Origin of the sequence: Oceanispirochaeta sp. (genome assembly GCF_027859075.1) — a bacterium.
In the GTDB taxonomy this organism is placed as follows: Bacteria; Spirochaetota; Spirochaetia; order DSM-2461; family DSM-2461; genus Oceanispirochaeta.
This window is the reverse complement of record NZ_JAQIBL010000291.1, coordinates 1-17,912: the sequence shown is the minus strand read 5'-3', so window position 1 is coordinate 17,912 and position 17,912 is coordinate 1. Positions and strand designations below refer to the sequence as shown.

Here is a 17,912-nt window from a genome sequence, read left to right as displayed (position 1 = left end):
CTCCATGACTTTCAACCCCCCCTGGACATTGTGGATGGAGCCGCCCGGGTCTGCGATCCATTCTTTGATGGAATCACCAGAGGAACCCATTGGTGCGGAAAGTTTCTTAAGGATTATTTTCCTATAGACTGGTAAGGACCGGAAAGTCCTGATCTTTATAAGGGAATTTACCCCTTTTCGGGGCGCCTTGAAAAAATGCTTGAAAGTTATCGGGGCAATGTCCGAAACTAGTGTATGAGTAAAGTCTCCCGCAGGTTGAATATCCTGCTTATATTCTCGGTCGCTCTCTCGGTTTTTTTCTCATCTATGTCCATTACTATCTATCTCCTTATTCGTGAGGGGAAGGAGATGCATGAGAAAGATCAAATTCAGCTGCAGGGTCTTGCCGAGAATATCAGAGGATTTCTGGATCATGCAGTAACCATTAATTATCAACTCTCCCTGAATCCTGAAATCAGGAATACTATAATAAATGCAGATCCCGATTGGGACAGGCGCAGTAAAGCCTATAACCTTCTGTATGATACACAATCTTCTCCGATCGATACATCCGGATTGCCACTGCTTGATCAAATCCAGAAACAGTATGATTTTGTGGAGCTTTTCTTCGTTCAGGACAGCCAGGGTGATCAGACAGCCCGGTCCTTTGGATCTCTTGGACGAAGAGCCGACCGCTGGTGGTTTAAAGAAATGGCAGTCAACCAGGATTACCGCTCATTTCTGTCGCATTCCTATTACTCTTTAACAGGGGCCAAACCTGTGGCCTCTGTGTTTCATCCGATCATGGATGAAGGAAGCTTTGTTGGCATTATGGGTATGGATATCAATTTTCAGAAGCTTCAGGACATTGTCGAATCCTTTATTATTCTGGATGATATGTACGCCATTGTGACGGACATGGACGGTGTCGTCATTGCCCATCCCGACAGCAGTATTATATCGGAGATTTACAATCTTACGACTATGACAAGGTCTGTGCTCCGGGATGAGTCAAGGGGATTAAACAATGATGGTTATCTGGATCTGGATGAACATGACATTGACTGGCCTCCTGAAATCGGGGAGGCTGTGGTAAGAGGCATTGCAGGTGAACATGGCTTTTACGAAAACGTCAAATTTCCCGATGGTGCTCAGAATATTTATTTTGCTCCTGTTGCCCTCTCGGGGAGTGTGAAAGGGAATGCCCATTATGCGGTACTGTTGATCCATGACAGATCTCCCGTCATCCGAACAAGGAATACTATTTTTTTCTTCATTATTCTTTTTATTCTTACCATTATTCTGTTTCTCTTTTTTGTATTTCAAAGCCGTTTCAATAAGCGGATTATTCACCCCCTGGAAGTTCTGATAGATTCCATGAAATCTTTGGATTTTGACAGGTTTGAAAAGATTGACCTGGATACGGATGATGAGTTTTCCCTGTTGTCCGGCACCTATAATGATCTGAGAATGAAACTTACCGAGGCTAATCATGAACTAAAAAGCAGGGTCGATTTTTTACGGGAGAGTGAAAGTGGATATAAGGCTTTTGCCGAAGTTGGCCTGGCCTTGTCGACTGAACGGGATGTGAACAAACTGATGGAACTGATACTGGATGAAGCCGAAAATCTGACTAAGGCAGACGGTGGTACCCTGTATCTCTATGATCCGGAAAAGAACCAGCTTGATTTTTCAATCATGCACAATGAAACCATGAATCTCCGCCTGGGAGGTTCCAGAGGGGCTCCAATCAGTCTGCCTTCCGTACCCCTGTCCAGGAATGGAAAACCTAACACCAGCAATGTGTCCTCCTATGCTGCCGTCACGGGAGAGGTCATCAATATCTCCAATGTCTATGAAGCGGGAGATGATTTTGATTTTTCCGGCGTTGTGGAATATGACAGACTGAACAATTACCGGTCCCAATCCATGCTGGTCATTCCCATGAAGCATATGTCGGGGGAGCTGATCGGAGTCATTCAGTTGATCAATGCCCGGAATCATGACCTGAGTGAGGTTCAGAATTTTTCAGTTTTTTCTGAAAGTCTGATCATCTCCCTTGCTTCCCAGGCCGCGGTTGCTCTGACCAATAGGCTGCTGAACGATAACCTGGAAGATCTGTTTAATGCCTTTATTCGCAGTATTGCCGCGGCTATTGATGAAAAGTCAGCCTATACAGGCGGCCATATCAGGCGTGTGGTGACCCTGACCATGCTCATTGCCGGTGCTCTGAACAAGAATACCCAGGGGAAATACGGGGCAGTAAGTTTAAATGATGAGGAAATGGAAGAACTGCGTCTGGCCGCCTGGATGCATGATATTGGTAAGATTACGACTCCCGAAAGTGTGATGGATAAGAGGACTAAACTTGAGGGCATGCAGGACCGCATCGAGATCATTGAATCCCGGTATCAGATGATAGGTTCCATCGGTGGTGCTTCTGCCCCCCAGTTTGATCCTCAGGTACTGGAAACAGAGTTTGAGTTTTTGAAGAATTGTAATACCAGCCCAGAGTACCTGAGCGATGATAAGCTGGCGCAATTGAAAGAGATCAGCCGGAAAACCTATACATATAAGGATTCAGAGTATCCTTTTCTGACGGTCGAAGAACTGTATAATCTCTCCATACGCAAGGGGAATCTGAATGCGGAAGAAAGGACGCAGATTGAACATCATGCTCAGATGACCCGGCAGATTCTTGGAGAACTGCCCTTTCCCCGTCATTTGTCCAGGATCGGAGAGTTTGCTTCCATGCATCATGAGAAGCTCGACGGATCGGGTTATCCTCTGGGTCTGACTGCTGATCAGATTCCACTCCAGGCCAGAATCATCACTGTGGCTGATATTTTTGAGGCTCTCACCGCCATGGACAGACCCTACCGGGAACCCATGAAACTCTCCAAAGCCATGATGATTATGAAGGGGATGGTTAAAGACGGGCATATTGACAAAGATATTTTTGATATTTTCATACACAGCGGTGCTTTCACCCGCTATGTGAAAGAAGAGCTGAATCCGGAGCAGGTTGATATTGATCTCCCTGCTCCTGATGACAAGGTTTAGTCCAGATACTCTACAGCCGCTTTTTCCAGAGGCAAGCCTTTATGATATCGTTCAAAAAAGGCATTGAATCCCTTCACATCTGAAGGATCGGGTTTGACTGCCTCTCCCATGCTATCCTTGAAAACATCATTAAGGAAATCAGGAAGAGTCGATTTTTCTTTCTGAGCCATAAAGGCCGCCAGAAGGGCAATGCCCCAGGCACCTCCTTCACCGGCAGTCTCAAGAATGGAGATGGGAGTATTCGTGGCTGCGGCCATGATCTTCTGGCCGACTTCGGCTGTTTTGAAAAAACCGCCGTGTCCCCGGATCTCGTCTACGACAACCTTTTCATCCTCAATCAGAATATTCAATCCTGTTTTCAAGGCACAGAGGGCGGTGAACAGATGAGTTCTGATAAAATTGGGGAGGGTGAAGTTACTGTCATTGGATCGGGCAAAGAGTGGTCGGCCTTCACTGAAGCCGGTCATGTGTTCTCCCGAAATATAGCCGTAGGCCAAAAGCCCACCGCAATCAGGATCAGCCTTGAGGGCCAGTCCCAGGAGTGTATCGTAGAGTACCGGAACAGTAACTTCTGCACCCAGGGCCTGTGCTGCATCACCCAGAAGAGAAATCCATGCATCGTAATCGGAGGTGCAGTTATTGGAGTGGGCCATGCCTACAAGGAAACCGTCGGGTGTGGTCACCATATCGATCTCAGGATGAACTTTAGAAAGGGCTTTTTCCAGAACCAGCATGGCAAACACGGATGTACCGGCGGAAACATTTCCTGTTCTGACGGCGACGCTGTTGGTTGCCACCATCCCTGTTCCCGCATCTCCTTCGGGAGGACAGAGAGGAATGCCTGCAGCCAGTTCTCCACTGGTATCCAGGAGGAGGGCGCCTTCTTTGGTCAGGCTTCCTGCCTTGGTTCCTGCAACAAGAACCTTGGGGAGGATCTCTTTCAGCTTCCATTTAAATCCCCGGTCGCCGACGAGGGTGTCGAAACGGTCCATCAGATTTTCATCAAACTCTTTTGTTGCCAGATCAATGGGAAACATTCCGGAAGCCTCTCCTACCCCCATGACTTTCTCATCCGTCAGTTTCCAATGAATGTAGCCTGCCAGGGTCGTCAGATGAGCTATTTCTGAAACATGCTTCTCTTTATTCAAGATGGCCTGATAGAGGTGAGCAATGCTCCATCTCTGGGGGATATTGTATTTAAAAAGATCCGTAAGCAGGGCAGAGGCTTCACTGGTGAAATTGTTCCGCCAGGTCCTGAAGGGAGTCAGTTGTCTGTCTTCCTTGTCAACCACAATATATCCATGCATCATGCCGCTGAATCCGATGGCCTTCACATTTTTCAGGGAGACTCCATACTTTTTCAGAACATCTTTTTTCAGGTTGCTGAAAGAATCCTGAACACCCGTCCAGACATCATCCAGGTTATAGGTCCAGACTCCATCAATGAGGGAGTTTTCCCAGTCGTGTCCGCCCGAGGCGATCGGCTTATTGTCCTGGTTGATGAGAACCGCTTTAATTCTTGTAGAACCCAGCTCTATCCCCAGTGCGGTTTGTCCTGTCTCAATCTGTTTTTTAATATCCATGAAATTTCCCCTTTACAACTCATCCTGCTGGATTTAATATGTGCGTTATCGATAACGCATTTTAGTACCGGATTCACCCTTCTGTCAATCAGGAATACGCAACCCTCTGTTCAATTTCAAATTTGATTTGACAAGAAAGAATCCTTAAGTTTACAATGCGTTAACGATAACGCAATGTGGAGAGAGTGAATGCCCACCATCAAAGACATCGCTGAAGCCGTGGGAGTTTCCATCGGAACGGTGGATCGTATTATTCATAAAAGAGGCCGCTTCTCCGAAAAAACAGCCGAAAAAGTCAGGCAGGTCATGGAGGAGCTCCAGTATACTCCCAATATTCATGCCCGGGGGTTAAAGAAGACAAAGAGTCACAGCTTTGCCGCTCTGATTCCTCATCTGACCCAGGACATCGGCTACTGGCATCTTGTGGCTGAGGGAATACAGAAGGCCGCAGCAGAGTTGGAGTCCTATGGATGCCGGGTCAGCCTTTTTACTTTTGACCGGTATTCCTCTGAATCCTGCTGTTCTGTCCTGCAGAAGGCTTTGGATTCCGGAATTGAGGGCCTGCTTATTGCTCCTGTGAGACCCGATGCTATAAAGAATTTTTTGAAGGATCTGACAATTCCTTATCTGTTTATAGATTCAAACATTCCAGAATTACCGGGACATCTCTCTTATATCGGCCAGGACTCCTTCCAGAGCGGCATCCTGTCGGGAAAATTGATGAGCCTTCTGTTAGGGCCTGCCGAAGGAGCTGATGCAGAAGTTTCGGTGCTGCTGATTGATCCTCCCGGAAGCAATCCGCACCTGAAAAAGAGGATGAACGGTTTTCGTCAGTATATGCTTGAAAACCGGAAGGATATCCTACTCATCGACATGAAGGAAGAAGAGGATGATGAAGGGAGCTTCCATCGGTATCTGGAAGAGTTCTTCAGCTCATCCGATGTGCTGCCCAGGGGAGTCTTTGTGGCCAATTCTTCGGTGTATTACGTGGCATCCTATCTGGAGAAGAAGGGTGAAACCTATTGCCGCATCCCCCTCATCGGGTATGACCTTATCCCCGGGAGAGAAGAGTTTATTGAGAAGGGAATCATCGACTTTATCCTGACACAGCAGCCTGAAGATCAGGGGTATAAAGGGGTGATCCAGCTCTATGATTCTCAGGTCCTCCAAAAGGATATTCAGAGAGAAGTCCTGACTCCCCTGAATATCATTACCAGAGAGAATCTGCATACCTTTGAACATTACGCAAAAAAAATAAAAGGAGTATGACCCATGAGTTCCATGAAAAAACTAAAGAAAACATGCTATGAGGCCAATATGGAGATTCCCGCCAGAAATCTAGCTATTTATACATTCGGTAATGTGAGTGTCTATGACCGGGATGAAAAAATATTCGCCATCAAACCAAGCGGTGTGGATTATTCTGAACTGAAGGCGGAAGACATTGTGCTGGTCGATCTGGAAGGCAATGTCATTGAGGGCTCCATGAGACCTTCTTCAGATACGATGACCCACGTCGTGCTGTACAAGGCTTTCCCTCAGTTGGGAGGCATTGTACACACCCATTCAACCTATGCCGTTGCCTGGGCTCAGGCCAAAAGGGCCGTGCCCCTCTATGGTACGACCCACGCAGACCATCTGGCCGGAGACATTCCTGTCACCAAGGTCATGAGTGATGACATGATCAAAGGAAATTATGAGGAGCAGACGGGCTACCAGATTCTGGAGGCCTTGAAAGAGCAGAACCTTTCGGTGGATGAGGTTCAGATGATTCTGGTGGCCTCCCATGGACCCTTTACCTGGGGGACAAATGCCGAAAAAGCAGTCTACAATGCGGCGGTTTTAGAGGAATTGTGCCGGATGGCTCTTTTTACAGAGCAGGTGAATCCCGAGGGTGGGAGAATGAAACAGGCTCTCATCGACAAGCATTATCAGAGGAAACATGGAAAAGATGCCTACTACGGGCAGTCTTGATCCCCCTTAGGCCCTTAGGCCTTAACACCCTTAGGCCTTAACAAAGAAATCACCGAGGCTCCAAATGAGCCTTGGTAGTTAGAAGGCCCTTCGGCCTAAGCAAAAAAAAAGCACCAGGGCTGCAAATCAGCCCTGGTAGCTCAATAAAAGGAGTTTTTTATGAAAATTTACAATGACATGACCATCTGGATGGTGGCTGGGTGTCAGCACCTCTATGGTGAAGAGACCCTGAATCAGGTTCGAAGCCATACAGAAGAAATTGCCCGGTATATGAGCGATCAGGACGGGATTTCTGCGAAGATCGAATATAAGGGAATCATGACAAGACCGGAAGAAATTACGGACTTCTGTATAAAAGCCAGTGCCGATCCTTCCTGCGGTGGTGTCATGCTGTGGATGCATACATTCAGCCCCTCCAAGATGTGGATCAACGGCCTGAGTATCCTCAGCAAACCCATCCTCCATTTTCACACACAATACAATCGGGACATTCCCTGGGATGAAATCGATATGGACTTCATGAACCTCAATCAATCGGCCCACGGCGGGCGGGAGCATGGGTATATCAACACAAGGATGAAGATTGACCGCAAAGTCGTCGTAGGTTACTGGAAAGATGCACAGGTCCATGAGCGAATTGATGCCTGGATCAGAGCCGTAGCCGCTGTGAAAGACATGAGGAGTGGAAAGGTGGCCCGTTTCGGTGACAATATGAGAGATGTCGCCGTAACAGAAGGAGATAAGGTCGCCGCTCAGATCGCTCTGGGATACGATGTGTATGGTTATGGGGTCGGAGACCTGGCCGCCATCATTGCCGCAGCGACAGATAAGCAGATCGACGCTCTTGTCGCCGAATACCAGACACAGTATGAAGTCGCTCCCGAACTGCTTCCCGGTGGGGCCAGGCATGAAGACCTGAGAACGGCTGCCCGCCTGGAAGCGGGTATGGATAATTTTCTGACAGAAGGCGGATTCTGCGCCTTCACGACTACTTTCGAAGACCTTCACGGCCTGGCCCAGCTCCCCGGACTGGCCTGTCAGAGACTGATGGAAAAGGGCTATGGATTCGGTGCCGAAGGGGACTGGAAGACCTCCGCCCTTGTCAGAGCCATGAAAGTCATGGGCAAGGGAAAGGGGGGAGGAACATCCTTTATGGAGGACTACACCTACCATATGGATCCTAAAAATCCTCTGGTTCTCGGCTCACACATGCTGGAAGTCTGTCCCAGCATCGCCGGTGGAGAAAAGGTGAAACTGGAAATCCATCCCCTGGGTATCGGCGGAAAGGCAGATCCTGTGAGAATGGTCTTCAATGTTCCCGGAGGTTCATCCCTGAATGCCTCACTGATGGATATGGGAAACCGTTTCCGTCTGTTGATCAATGAAGTGGAAACACTGGCCCCCGGAAAGGATCTGCCCAAGCTGCCGGTCGCACGGGTTGTCTGGAAACCTCAACCCGATCTGGCAACAGCGGCGGGAGCTTGGATACTCGGTGGTGGAGCCCACCACACGGGATACAGCAAGGATGTCACCACCGAAATGCTTCTGGATTATGCTGAAATATGCGGCATGGAAGCCCTGGTCATTGATGCCAAGACAGAAATCCGTTCTTTCAAGAGTGAGATGAAATGGAATGACCTGTATTACACCATGAGAGCCTTCTCTGGCGGAGTGTGACCCACACTTCGTAACAGATGGAAAAACCGGGGCTCAGGCTCCGGTTTTTTTAGCAGAGGGTGGATTCTCTTTCGATGAACTGCCCGTCAATAAGCATCTTACGGGGAGATGAGGCGGGTTTTCTGAGACGGAGGCGCATCAGATCCACCGCCATTCTTCCGATTTCTTCCATATTGATCGCCAGGGAGGAGAGAGACACCTTCAGATGTTTAGCAAAGCGGGTGTTCCCGAGACCGGCAATCTGAATGGTTCCGGGAATGCTGATTTCCCTGTCCAGCAGCTCCGTCATAAAATCGGCCGCCAGAGAATCGGAGGTGCAGAACAGGGCATCTGTACTGGAGCCGGTGATTTTATCTGTTTTTTCTTCAAGATTGTCATTTAGACCCATCTGATAGGTACTGACCTGGAGTGATGACTCCCGGGCGGCTTCTTCAAAGCCTTTGATGAGGAGTGTATTGATGAGGGGACTCTCTTCCTCCCAGCAGAGGGCAGGATGGGTGCTGCCATTGTTTATCAGAGAACGCCCGACCCTGTAACCCATGGCATAGCTGTCCATACCGCAGAAGTCATAGGGAGTGGTACGGGAGAAGTTGTACAGGCTTTGATAGATGATTTGAACAGGTATGCCTGCATTGTCAAAGAGGCTGATCATTTCTTCATAGGTTTCTGTGGGGATGTCTGAGGCGGGATAGAGGAATATGCCCGCCACGTTCTGCTTTATATACTTGCGGCAGAACTCAAAAGACTGGTGTATGCGCTCCTGTGGGGTTCCTATCAAGGACCCGGACCATATAAGGGTATAATCTTCTTCTTCGCAGGAGCGGGCTATCTGGGAGTACAGGGGCTCTAGAATCTGGTTCCGGCCTATATCGGGGACAAGGAGGGCCAGGTAGCGGTCTTCCTCACCCTGAGGGGTGTTTTTGACAAATGTTCCGGCCCCTACTTTCCGTTCTATAAAGCCTTCTTCCTGAAGGTCATTGAGAGCCTTGGCAACAGTGGGCCGGGAGATTCCATACTCTTCCACCAGCATGAATTCCGTGGGGAGCTGGTCCCCTTTTTTATATACCCCGGTCTGTATCTTTTTATAGAGATCGTTATAGATCATTCTGTGTTTAGATTCTTTACTGCTCATTATCAAATAACCTGATTCAACTTATCAATTAATTTGACAAATGCATAGGGGCATGATAATTTCCAAATGAATGAAAGCCCTGTTAACACTCTCGGATATTTGCCGCTCATATAACTCCGTTCCTGTATTATGCAATATCAATCTGGATTTTTATTCCGGAGAGATTCACTCCATAGTGGGAGAGAACGGAGCCGGTAAAACCACTCTTGTTCACATTATAAGTGGACTTCTTAAACCTGACAATGGGGTAATTCAGGTAAATGGAAGAACATGGTCTTCATTGGGTTATCAGACAGCCCTGAAAATGGGAATCGTCATTGTCCGTCAAAACCTGATTCTCCCCGAAAAATCAACTCTGGCAGAATACATCTTTCTCGGGAGAGAACCCTCCCGATGGGGTTTGGTCAATTATAAGACAATTTACAGGGAATCAGATGACATACTGGGTCGGCTGCAGTTGAATATGTCTTCCCGAACCAGGGTGGAAGAGCTGAATCTTGCCGAAAAGAAGATGCTCGCTGTGGCAAGAGCCGTTTATCTGAATCCGAAACTTCTGATCCTGGATGAGGCTACAAATCTTTTTTCAACCGGCGAAAGCGAACGGTTCAATCGTCTGATGGGAATTTTGAGAAATGAGGGAATGTGCATTATCCATATCTCTCATAAACTGGATGAGGTACTGAGAATCTCCGACCGGATAACCGTGCTGCGCGAGGGATTCCATATCGTCAGTTCTTTGACAGAAGAATTGACAAGGGATGAGGTCATCTCCCATATGGTAGGCAAAGAATTCACTCAGACTTATTACTGGAAACCTCACTTTCCCGGAGGAGAAGAAATCCTTTCAGTCCAGGGACTGAGCAAGCACCGCCGCTTGAGGGATGTGACCTTCAGTTTGAGAGAAGGAGAAGTTCTGGGACTGGCCGGCCTTGTCGGTTCGGGCCGGACGACTCTGGGGCGCATCCTCTTCGGCCTGGATAAACCCGATGAAGGAACCATTCTGTTGAAGGGGAAACCGGTTTCTCTTGATTCTCCCCGGCAGGCCCTGAATCTGGGCATCGGATACACTTCGGAAGACCGTCATAGTTTTGGTGTCATGGAGGATCAGTCCATGGGATTTAATCTGACTGTTAACATTCTCAAGAGGATCAGTAAATTTCTCTTTATTTTAAAAAGAAAGGAGCGGGCTGCCATTTCGGACGCCATGGAGCGTTTCCTCCTGAGAAAATACAGCCCTGATCAGCTGGTTAAAACTCTGAGTGGCGGAACTCAGCAAAAGGTGGCCTTTGCCAGGTGCACGAGTAACTATCCGGAAATCCTCATTGTGGATGAGCCGGCCAGAGAGGTGGATATTGAAGGTCAGAAGGAGATTTTTTCCATTCTCAATAATCTGGCCGGTCAGAAAACGGCGGTCATCCTGATTTCTTCTGTATTGGGAGATCTCATTAATAATTGTGATAGAATCCTTGTTCTGAAATCAGGACGGATCGTAAAGGAACTGAGAAAAACAGAGTTTAACGAGGAAATGATTCTTCATTACGCCATTGATTCCAGAATTTCCAGAAAGGAGGAGATCCCGATTTGAAACATCCCGTTCTCTTGTTTGTTCTCCTTTTTATACCTGCATTATTATCCGGAAAAGGACAGCAGGATTTTGAAGGTAGAACCTATGCCGCCACATTTATGACCCTGAATAACTCATTCTTTGTGGCTCTGAATGACAGTATCAGGGCGGAGTGTGAAAAAAAGGGGGACAGGCTGTTGTCCTACAACCCCGATTTTGATCAGGTCAGGCAGATTGACCAGATACAGGATATGATTTCCCTGGGTGTGGATGCCATTTTCCTGAATCCTGTTGACTGGAAGGGAATCCGGCCAGCCCTGGAAGAGGCCGCAAAGGCGGGCATCCCGGTCATTATCATTGATGCTGCCGTTTACGACAGTAATCTGGTGATCTCGACCATCTCATCAGATAATTATGGGGCGGGGAAACTCATTGGATTGGATCTTATCGCCCGCAGGGATTCTGCCAGGATCGCCATTCTGGACCATCCCACGAATAAACCCTCTATTGACAGGCTGAACGGCTTTCTGGATGTTCTGGAAGGGCATCCGGACTTTGAGGTGGTGGCAACAGCCAGTGCTTTCGGGTCACTGGAAGGGGCGGTTCCTAAAATGGAAAACATCCTTCAGTCTCACAATGACATAAGCGTTGTCTTCTGTACCAATGATCCCACCGCGGTAGGGGCCATCTCGGCATTGGAAGCCGCCAATCGCAAAACAAATGTTCTGGTTTACGGTATCGATGGCTCTCCCGCAGGGATGGCCATGGTCCGGGAAGAAAAAATGATGGGCACCGTCGCCCAGTCTCCCCGGAAAATGGGTGAACTGGCGGTGGAGCAGGCCGAAAAGTATCTGGCTCACCAATCTACTGAAAAAGAAATAACAATTCCAGTCACCTTGATTAACAGCGGCAATATCCGCCAATTCCCTTTTAACAGCTGGCGCTGAATTCAGGAGCAAACTATTGAAACCATTACTGCAGGATCTGGCCGGGAATCCCTGGTCTTATAAAATCGTCATCCTAGGGGTCCAATCCTATTTGAAGCGCTACGGTGCTACTCTGATTGGTCTCTTCGTGCTCGGTACTGTTATGACAATCATGAGTCCCGTTTTTCTGACCTCGGGAAACCTGATCAATATCATGAGACAGGTTTCAACCAATGGTATGCTGGCCATGGCCATGACTTTTGTTATCCTCACCGGGGGTATTGATCTCTCCGTCGGGTCGGTCATGGCTTTCACAGGTACTTTTGCCGCCGGGCTCATTGCCATATCGGGTCTTCCTGTTTCCCTGGCGGTGGGGATTGCTCTTTTGTCGGGAGTCCTGATCGGATCTATTAATGGATTGATTATCGCCTCAACGGGGATTGCTCCCTTTATTGTCACCCTGGGGATGATGAATATTGTTCGGGGGTTTGCTTATATCTATACGGGCGGCCTGCCTGTCAGGGTTGCCCTTGAGTCCTATAACCGCATTGGTCTGGCCTATCTGGGGCCGATCCCCTTTCAGGTCATTTATCTGATCATCCTTTTTGCAATCCTGGATCTTGTATTGAAACGAACCACCTTCGGGAGACATGTTTATGCCGTGGGAGATAGTACGGATGCGGCTTATTTTGCGGGCATCAAGGTCCGGCGTATCCGTTTTTCCGTCTATGCTCTCTCGGGATTTATAACCGCCTTTACGGGTGTTGTTTTATCGGCACGCCTTTATTCGGGCCAGCCGTCGGCAGGACAGGGGTCTGAACTGGATGCTGTGGCGGCCTGTGTTTTGGGGGGGATGAGTATGACCGGCGGGACAGGCCGCCTCATGGGCGCCCTGCTGGGTGCCATGGTCATCGGTGTTTTAAACAATGGATTGAATCTGCTCAATATAAACTCATTCTGGCAGTTGGTTGTGAAGGGTCTTGTGATTTTGATTGCCGTTTATCTGGATGATCTGAAGAAGAGAAACTGATTCGTCCGGAGTTATCCAGCCATCCCAGGCGGGATGGCTGGAGGGCCTAAGAGCGCATTTTTGAAACTCTGAACTTATCGATAACAACGGCTATGATGATGACAATACCCCGGATAACCAGCTGCCAGAAGTAGGAAATATTCATAATGGTCAATCCGTTATTCAGGACGGCAATGATCAAAGCCCCGACAAGGGTACCGAATATTCCTCCGATTCCCCCGGTCATGCTGGTTCCTCCCAGAATTACCGCGGCAATGGCATCCAGTTCATAGCCCTGTCCCAATAGCCCATTGCCGCTATAGAGCCGGCTGGCCAGCATGACACCGGCCAGACCCGAGAGCAGACCGCTTAATCCGTAGACAATAAGATGAATTTTCCAGGTTTTAATACCCGTCAGCTTGGCTGCTTCTTCATTACCACCCACAGCATAGATCCTGACGCCCGTCACGGTTCGTTTCAGGAGAAACCAGATCGCCAGAATCACAATCAGGGCAATGGCCGAAAGCCAGGGAAGGGGGCCAATGTACTCATTTCCGATCCAGGCGAATCCAAGATCGTTGTTGATGACCGTTGTGCCGTTGGCCAGAAGGTAGGCCGCGCCCCTGAAGGCGGTCATGCTGCCCAGGGTTACAATGAAGGGTGGCAAACCGACAAATGAGATCAAAGCTCCGTTGACCAGGCCGATCAGAAGACCGAAGAGCAGACCGATGGGAACAGCCAGAGGAGCCAGTGACGGCATCAGGGAAACCGAGACGGAAATAACCGCCCCTGAGGCCAGAATGGACCCGACCGACAGGTCGATCCCGCCGGTGAGGATGACCATGGTCATCCCGGCGGCCAGGACAATATTAATAGAAGCCTGGCGCAGGACATTTGTCATATTGTGATTGGTCATAAAGTAGGGATTCAGAAATGAGAACAAAATAAGGATCAGTACCAGGATGGGAAAGATTCCCAGATTTTTCATAAATGAAGTATTCGTCATAAATTGGGGCTTTTTCACTTCAACCCTCCTTTGTATAGCTGTAATCGGCTGCACGGACACCCGTGGCATAGGACATTATATTTTCCTGAGTGATTTCGGAGCGTTCAGAAATTTCACCTATGAGACTTCCTTCCCGCATCACCAGGACTCTCTGACAGATCCCCACAATTTCGGGGAGTTCACTGGAGATAAAGATCACGGCGACCCCACTGGTGGCCAGTGCTCCGATGATCCTATAGATCTCACTTTTCGCACCCACATCCACTCCCCGGGTCGGTTCATCCAGGATCAGAACCTTGGGTTTAATGGCCAGCCAGCGGGCAAGAAGAACCTTCTGCTGATTCCCGCCGGAGAGTTTCTGTACGGGCACAGAGGGAGAAGTTACCTTGATATTCAGTTTTGATATGGATGATTCTGAGAAATGATTATTACTCCCCTTTGAAAGTATTCCGCCCTTTGCCAGATGGCTCAGAACATTCATTCCAATGTTGTCACCCACGCTCATATCCAGAAAAAGACCCTGCAGTTTCCGGTCTTCCGGTATATAGCCGAGGCCCTGAGATATGGCATCGCCCGGGTTGTTAATCGTAACAGGTTCCCCATCCAGATAGATCTGTCCGGAGACTTTCCGATCCACCCCGAAGATCATCCGGGCCATTTCGGTCCGTCCGGCTCCGACGAGTCCTGATAAACCAAGGATTTCTCCGGCTCCTACATCAAAACTGACATCCTTGACCGTTTTGCCGTCTGAGAAGTTCTCAACAACAAAAGTTCCTCTTCGGATATCTGTATTGATTTCATGTTTATAGAAATCATCCAGAGACCGGCCCACCATCATGGACACCACTCGGGAAGAAACAATCTCATCTTTATTCAAGGTTCCTATATATTTCCCATCTCTGAGTATGGTGACTCTGTCGGCGATACGGGTCACCTCGTTCAGACGGTGGCTGATATAGATAATGGATATTCCCTGTTTCTTGAGGGACATTACAACTTCAAAGAGTTTTTCTGTCTCTCTATCACTCAGTGCGGCTGTTGGTTCGTCCATGATCAGGACTTTGCTGTCATGAATCAGGGCTCTTGCAATTTCGATCTGCTGCTGTTCGGCAATGGATAGGTCTCCTGCCAGCATGGCCGGATCAAAGGTTGCTCCCAGACGAGCCAGGACCACTTTGGACTTCTCTATCATCTTATCCCGCCTGACCAGATGAAACCGGGAAATCTCACTGCCCATGAAAATATTTTCTGCCACTGTCAGGTTGGGTGCCACACTGAGTTCCTGATAAATCAGATTGATGCCTTTTTTGATGGCATCCAGTGTTCCATTGATTTGAGTCAATTCACCCGACAGATATATCTCACCTTCATCGGCAGTGTATACGCCGGCAAGGATTTTCATAAGAGTACTTTTTCCGGCACCATTTTCACCCATGACTACATGGACTTCCCCCGGATATATTTCCAGTTCTGCTTTATCCAGAGCTTTCACTCCTGGAAAAGATTTACTGAGCCCTGTCACTCGCAGGGTTAAGTTCTCATCATTCATTTTGTCTTCCCTAAAAAAAGAACTGCTTCCCCTGGAACAGGAGAAGCAGTTCAATATGGTTTGATCAGGATTATTTACTAGTCCAGCCTTTATAGGAGGCAACATTTTCTGCAGTGATCAGTTCTACAGGAATCAGAATGGTTTCTTCAGCAGGTTTATTGCCCTGCATGATTTCCCATCCGATTTCTACAGCTGTTTTAGCCATTGTATAGGGGTCCTGAGCAGGTGTGGCTTTGAAGATGGTTCCTTCTTGAACAAGGGCTACTTCTGCATCAGGAGATCCGTCTACACCGACAACAAACATTTCAGATTCTCTTTTTGCCTGTTTGATGGCCAGTTCACAACCGATTCCTGTGGGGTCATTGATGGCAAATACGGCATCAATTTTGGGGAAGGCAGTGAGCAGATCCTGCATAACATTCAGTCCGCCATCACGGCTTCCTCCGGCATTCTGGTTGTCTGAGAGGATTTCAATTCCGGGGTTTTTGGCAAATACTTCTTTGGCTCCATTTACACGGTCAATAACCGCTGTTACAGGAGGTCCGTTGGCAATGACAATCTTTCCTTTACCACCCAGTTTCTTGACGATATACTCTCCTGCCTGAACTCCGGCCTGGTAGTTGTTGGACGTTACAGTCGCATTAACTCCGCCTTCAGCACCGACATCGGCTGCTATTACGATAACACCGGCTTCTATGGCTCTGCGGACAGCAGGTGCAATTCCTTTTGAGTCAACTGCATTAAGAACGATGATCTGAACACCTGATGCGATAAAATTTTCGATCTGGCTGACCTGTTTGTTCAGGTCATACTGAGCAGATTCAACAGCAACACGTACTGAAGCTCCGCCAATTTCCATAGCTGCTGCTTTTGCTCCTTCTCCCATCTGGAAAAAGAAAGGGTTACCAATGTCACCCAATGTGACTCCTACTGCTTTCAATTCCAGGGGACCTTCTGAAGCTGCATCCTTCTGTCCGTTAGCGAAAGCACTGAATGCTACGATTGTGATCAGGAGAACTGTTAATAATTTCTTCACCTGAACCTCCTTGTTTATTTGATTTGTAACGTAATTGTAAATTAGAATCTTTATTTGTCAACTTATAAATTTACATATTATTGTTAATGTTCTGATATATGTAAATAAAGTGAGTCCTGAGTTAGAATATTTCAGGAGTTTTCAGACTTCATATTCTTTATATTGTACAATGTAAAAGTAAATGTAAGTAATGTGTAAATATTTGTAAGGAGATTCAAATGAAAAGATCAGATGTCAACCAGATCATTACCCAGGCCGAAAAATTTCTGGAGAGCCACAGCTTTAAACTGCCTCCATGGGCTTTTTACAAACCGGAGGACTGGAAAGGTTTGAATCGGGACAGTCATAAGGAGATTCTTGTGAACCACCTGGGATGGGATGTTACCGATATGGGCTCGGGTGATTTTAACAGGAGGGGGCTTGTCCTGTTTACTATCAGAAATGGCGGATTGGGTGAGAACCAAAAACCCTATGCTGAGAAGATCATGGTGGTGAAAGAAAATCAGGAAACAGCTCTCCATTTTCACGCCGATAAGGTCGAAGATATCATCAACCGGGGAGGAGGCGTTCTTGTGTTGGAGCTCTTTAACAGCGATGGTCCTCATGAGTTGAAAGAGGATTCTGTTCAGGTCATTATCGATGGGGTTCTAAAGAATTTTGAGGCTGGGGAACGGGTCTTTCTGCAACCGGGAGAGAGTATCACTCTCCGTCAGGGTGTGTTTCACCGCTTCTATGCACAAGAGGGGCACGGGACAGTCCTCGCCGGGGAGGTCAGTGCTGTAAATGACGATGAGACAGACAATTACTTCTATGAATCCCTGCCCCGGTATCCGGCTCTGGAAGAAGATGAAACGCCTGTCAGGCTCCTGTGTACCGAGTATGAAAAATATATTTGACCCAGGGTGTTGACAAAAAATCCTGCTCTGAATATTGTAAAACAATAATAGTCTTCGGGGCAGGGTGAGCAAACGCAATTCCCTACCGGCGGTGAAAGCCCGCGAGTCAGCTTGTCTGATTGAACTGGTGAGATTCCAGTGCCGACGGTATAGTCCGGATGAGAGAAGATAGTCGTTAGAATGAAAAACCACGCCCCGGTCAGTTTACTGTACGGGGTGTTTTTTTTACAGCTGGTCCCTCATTTTTTGAGTCCACCTTTTCTACACGATTCTCCTTTCAGAACCCCCGACAGGGAGTAAGGTTCTGGAAAATAAAATTGAACAATTTATGCACAAAGCCCTGATTCTGGCCCGCCGTACTGAGGGGGCTGTCCTGCCGAATCCCATGGTGGGTGCCGTCCTTGTCAAGAATGGTGAGCTCATCGGCGAGGGCTGGCATGCCTGTTATGGCGGGATCCATGCGGAAGAAGCGGCCCTGAACAAATGTAAAGAAAGGGGCCTTGATCCCGCCGGATCTG

13 protein-coding genes, 1 pseudogene and 1 riboswitch are annotated in these 17,912 nt (G+C 48.1%); of the genes and pseudogenes, 9 read left to right on the top strand and 5 right to left on the bottom strand.

Features of this window, described 5'->3' with window-relative positions:
• Positions 1–348 precede the first annotated feature (348 nt).
• Positions 349–3,042 (top strand): HD domain-containing phosphohydrolase, encoded by a 2,694-nt coding sequence (locus tag PF479_RS16200; protein WP_298008618.1) that lies wholly within the window; start codon positions 349–351, stop codon positions 3,040–3,042.
• Here the strand turns inward: PF479_RS16200 and PF479_RS16195 are convergent.
• Positions 3,039–4,625: a xylulokinase gene (locus PF479_RS16195; RefSeq protein WP_298008615.1), complete on the bottom strand. Its 1,587-nt coding sequence runs from the start codon at positions 4,623–4,625 to the stop codon at positions 3,039–3,041. The genes PF479_RS16200 and PF479_RS16195 overlap by 4 nt on opposite strands.
• A 189-nt stretch (positions 4,626–4,814) precedes the next feature.
• Here PF479_RS16195 and PF479_RS16190 point away from each other — a divergent pair, with 189 nt between their 5' ends.
• From PF479_RS16190 to araA, 3 genes are all read left to right on the top strand, one after another.
• Entirely contained in the window at positions 4,815–5,894 is a 1,080-nt protein-coding gene (locus PF479_RS16190; RefSeq protein WP_298008612.1) for a LacI family DNA-binding transcriptional regulator, read from the top strand.
• A 3-nt stretch (positions 5,895–5,897) separates the two neighbouring features.
• The gene (locus tag PF479_RS16185) at positions 5,898–6,599 is read left to right on the top strand and encodes an L-ribulose-5-phosphate 4-epimerase (protein ID WP_298008609.1); all 702 of its coding nucleotides are present in this window, start codon (positions 5,898–5,900) and stop codon (positions 6,597–6,599) included.
• Positions 6,600–6,758: 159 nt separating this feature from the next.
• Positions 6,759–8,276, top strand: a complete 1,518-nt coding sequence (araA, locus tag PF479_RS16180; RefSeq protein WP_298008607.1) for an L-arabinose isomerase — start codon at positions 6,759–6,761, stop codon at positions 8,274–8,276.
• A gap of 49 nt (positions 8,277–8,325) precedes the next feature.
• On the opposite strand, the gene PF479_RS16175 is transcribed toward araA, so the two are convergent.
• Entirely contained in the window at positions 8,326–9,408 is a 1,083-nt protein-coding gene (locus PF479_RS16175) for a GntR family transcriptional regulator (protein ID WP_298008604.1), read from the bottom strand.
• A 70-nt stretch (positions 9,409–9,478) separates the two neighbouring features.
• Between PF479_RS16175 and PF479_RS16170 the strand changes: the two genes are divergently transcribed.
• The 3 genes from PF479_RS16170 to PF479_RS16160 are packed head-to-tail and all read left to right on the top strand — an operon-like array spanning position 9,479 to position 12,928.
• Positions 9,479–10,993 (top strand): sugar ABC transporter ATP-binding protein, encoded by a 1,515-nt coding sequence (locus PF479_RS16170; RefSeq protein WP_298008601.1) that lies wholly within the window; start codon positions 9,479–9,481, stop codon positions 10,991–10,993.
• On the top strand, positions 10,990–11,919 hold the full coding sequence (locus tag PF479_RS16165) for a sugar ABC transporter substrate-binding protein (RefSeq protein ID WP_298008599.1): 930 nt from the start codon (positions 10,990–10,992) through the stop codon (positions 11,917–11,919). The genes PF479_RS16170 and PF479_RS16165 overlap by 4 nt, the downstream gene beginning before the upstream one ends.
• A 16-nt stretch (positions 11,920–11,935) precedes the next feature.
• Positions 11,936–12,928, top strand: coding sequence for a ribose ABC transporter permease (locus tag PF479_RS16160; protein WP_298008596.1), 993 nt, complete (start codon positions 11,936–11,938; stop codon positions 12,926–12,928).
• Positions 12,929–12,974: 46 nt separating this feature from the next.
• On the opposite strand, the gene PF479_RS16155 is transcribed toward PF479_RS16160, so the two are convergent.
• The 3 genes from PF479_RS16155 to PF479_RS16145 all read right to left on the bottom strand — a co-directional run bounded on the left by PF479_RS16155 (position 12,975) and on the right by PF479_RS16145 (position 16,498).
• Positions 12,975–13,931 (bottom strand): ribose ABC transporter permease, encoded by a 957-nt coding sequence (locus PF479_RS16155; RefSeq protein WP_298008594.1) that lies wholly within the window; start codon positions 13,929–13,931, stop codon positions 12,975–12,977.
• A 1-nt stretch (position 13,932) separates the two neighbouring features.
• Positions 13,933–15,462 carry a sugar ABC transporter ATP-binding protein gene (locus PF479_RS16150; RefSeq protein ID WP_298008592.1) on the bottom strand — a complete coding sequence of 510 codons (1,530 nt, stop codon included), beginning with the start codon at positions 15,460–15,462 and terminating at the stop codon, positions 13,933–13,935.
• A 70-nt stretch (positions 15,463–15,532) separates the two neighbouring features.
• Positions 15,533–16,498: an ABC transporter substrate-binding protein gene (locus PF479_RS16145; RefSeq protein WP_298008590.1), complete on the bottom strand. Its 966-nt coding sequence runs from the start codon at positions 16,496–16,498 to the stop codon at positions 15,533–15,535.
• Between the two features lie 218 nt (positions 16,499–16,716).
• On the opposite strand from PF479_RS16145, the gene PF479_RS16140 reads away from it, so the two are divergent.
• Both PF479_RS16140 and PF479_RS16135 read left to right on the top strand, forming a co-directional pair.
• Positions 16,717–17,394 (top strand): D-lyxose/D-mannose family sugar isomerase, encoded by a 678-nt coding sequence (locus PF479_RS16140; RefSeq protein ID WP_298008588.1) that lies wholly within the window; start codon positions 16,717–16,719, stop codon positions 17,392–17,394.
• A 46-nt stretch (positions 17,395–17,440) separates the two neighbouring features.
• Positions 17,441–17,568: riboswitch (FMN riboswitch) on the top strand.
• Between the two features lie 154 nt (positions 17,569–17,722).
• Positions 17,723–17,912: pseudogene (locus tag PF479_RS16135) on the top strand (riboflavin biosynthesis protein RibD); the annotation flags it as partial.

Excerpts from the sequence above, each read along its gene's own strand:
- PF479_RS16175 (WP_298008604.1), bottom strand. The coding sequence starts at position 9,408 with ATGAGCAGTAAAGAATCTAAACACAGAATGATCTATAACGATCTCTAT.
- PF479_RS16200 (WP_298008618.1), top strand. The coding sequence starts at position 349 with ATGCATGAGAAAGATCAAATTCAGCTGCAGGGTCTTGCCGAGAATATC.
- PF479_RS16195 (WP_298008615.1), bottom strand. The coding sequence starts at position 4,625 with ATGGATATTAAAAAACAGATTGAGACAGGACAAACCGCACTGGGGATA.
- PF479_RS16150 (WP_298008592.1), bottom strand. The coding sequence starts at position 15,462 with ATGAATGATGAGAACTTAACCCTGCGAGTGACAGGGCTCAGTAAATCT.
- PF479_RS16140 (WP_298008588.1), top strand. The coding sequence starts at position 16,717 with ATGAAAAGATCAGATGTCAACCAGATCATTACCCAGGCCGAAAAATTT.
- araA (WP_298008607.1), top strand. The coding sequence starts at position 6,759 with ATGAAAATTTACAATGACATGACCATCTGGATGGTGGCTGGGTGTCAG.
- PF479_RS16185 (WP_298008609.1), top strand. The coding sequence starts at position 5,898 with ATGAGTTCCATGAAAAAACTAAAGAAAACATGCTATGAGGCCAATATG.
- PF479_RS16190 (WP_298008612.1), top strand. The coding sequence starts at position 4,815 with ATGCCCACCATCAAAGACATCGCTGAAGCCGTGGGAGTTTCCATCGGA.
- PF479_RS16170 (WP_298008601.1), top strand. The coding sequence starts at position 9,479 with ATGAAAGCCCTGTTAACACTCTCGGATATTTGCCGCTCATATAACTCC.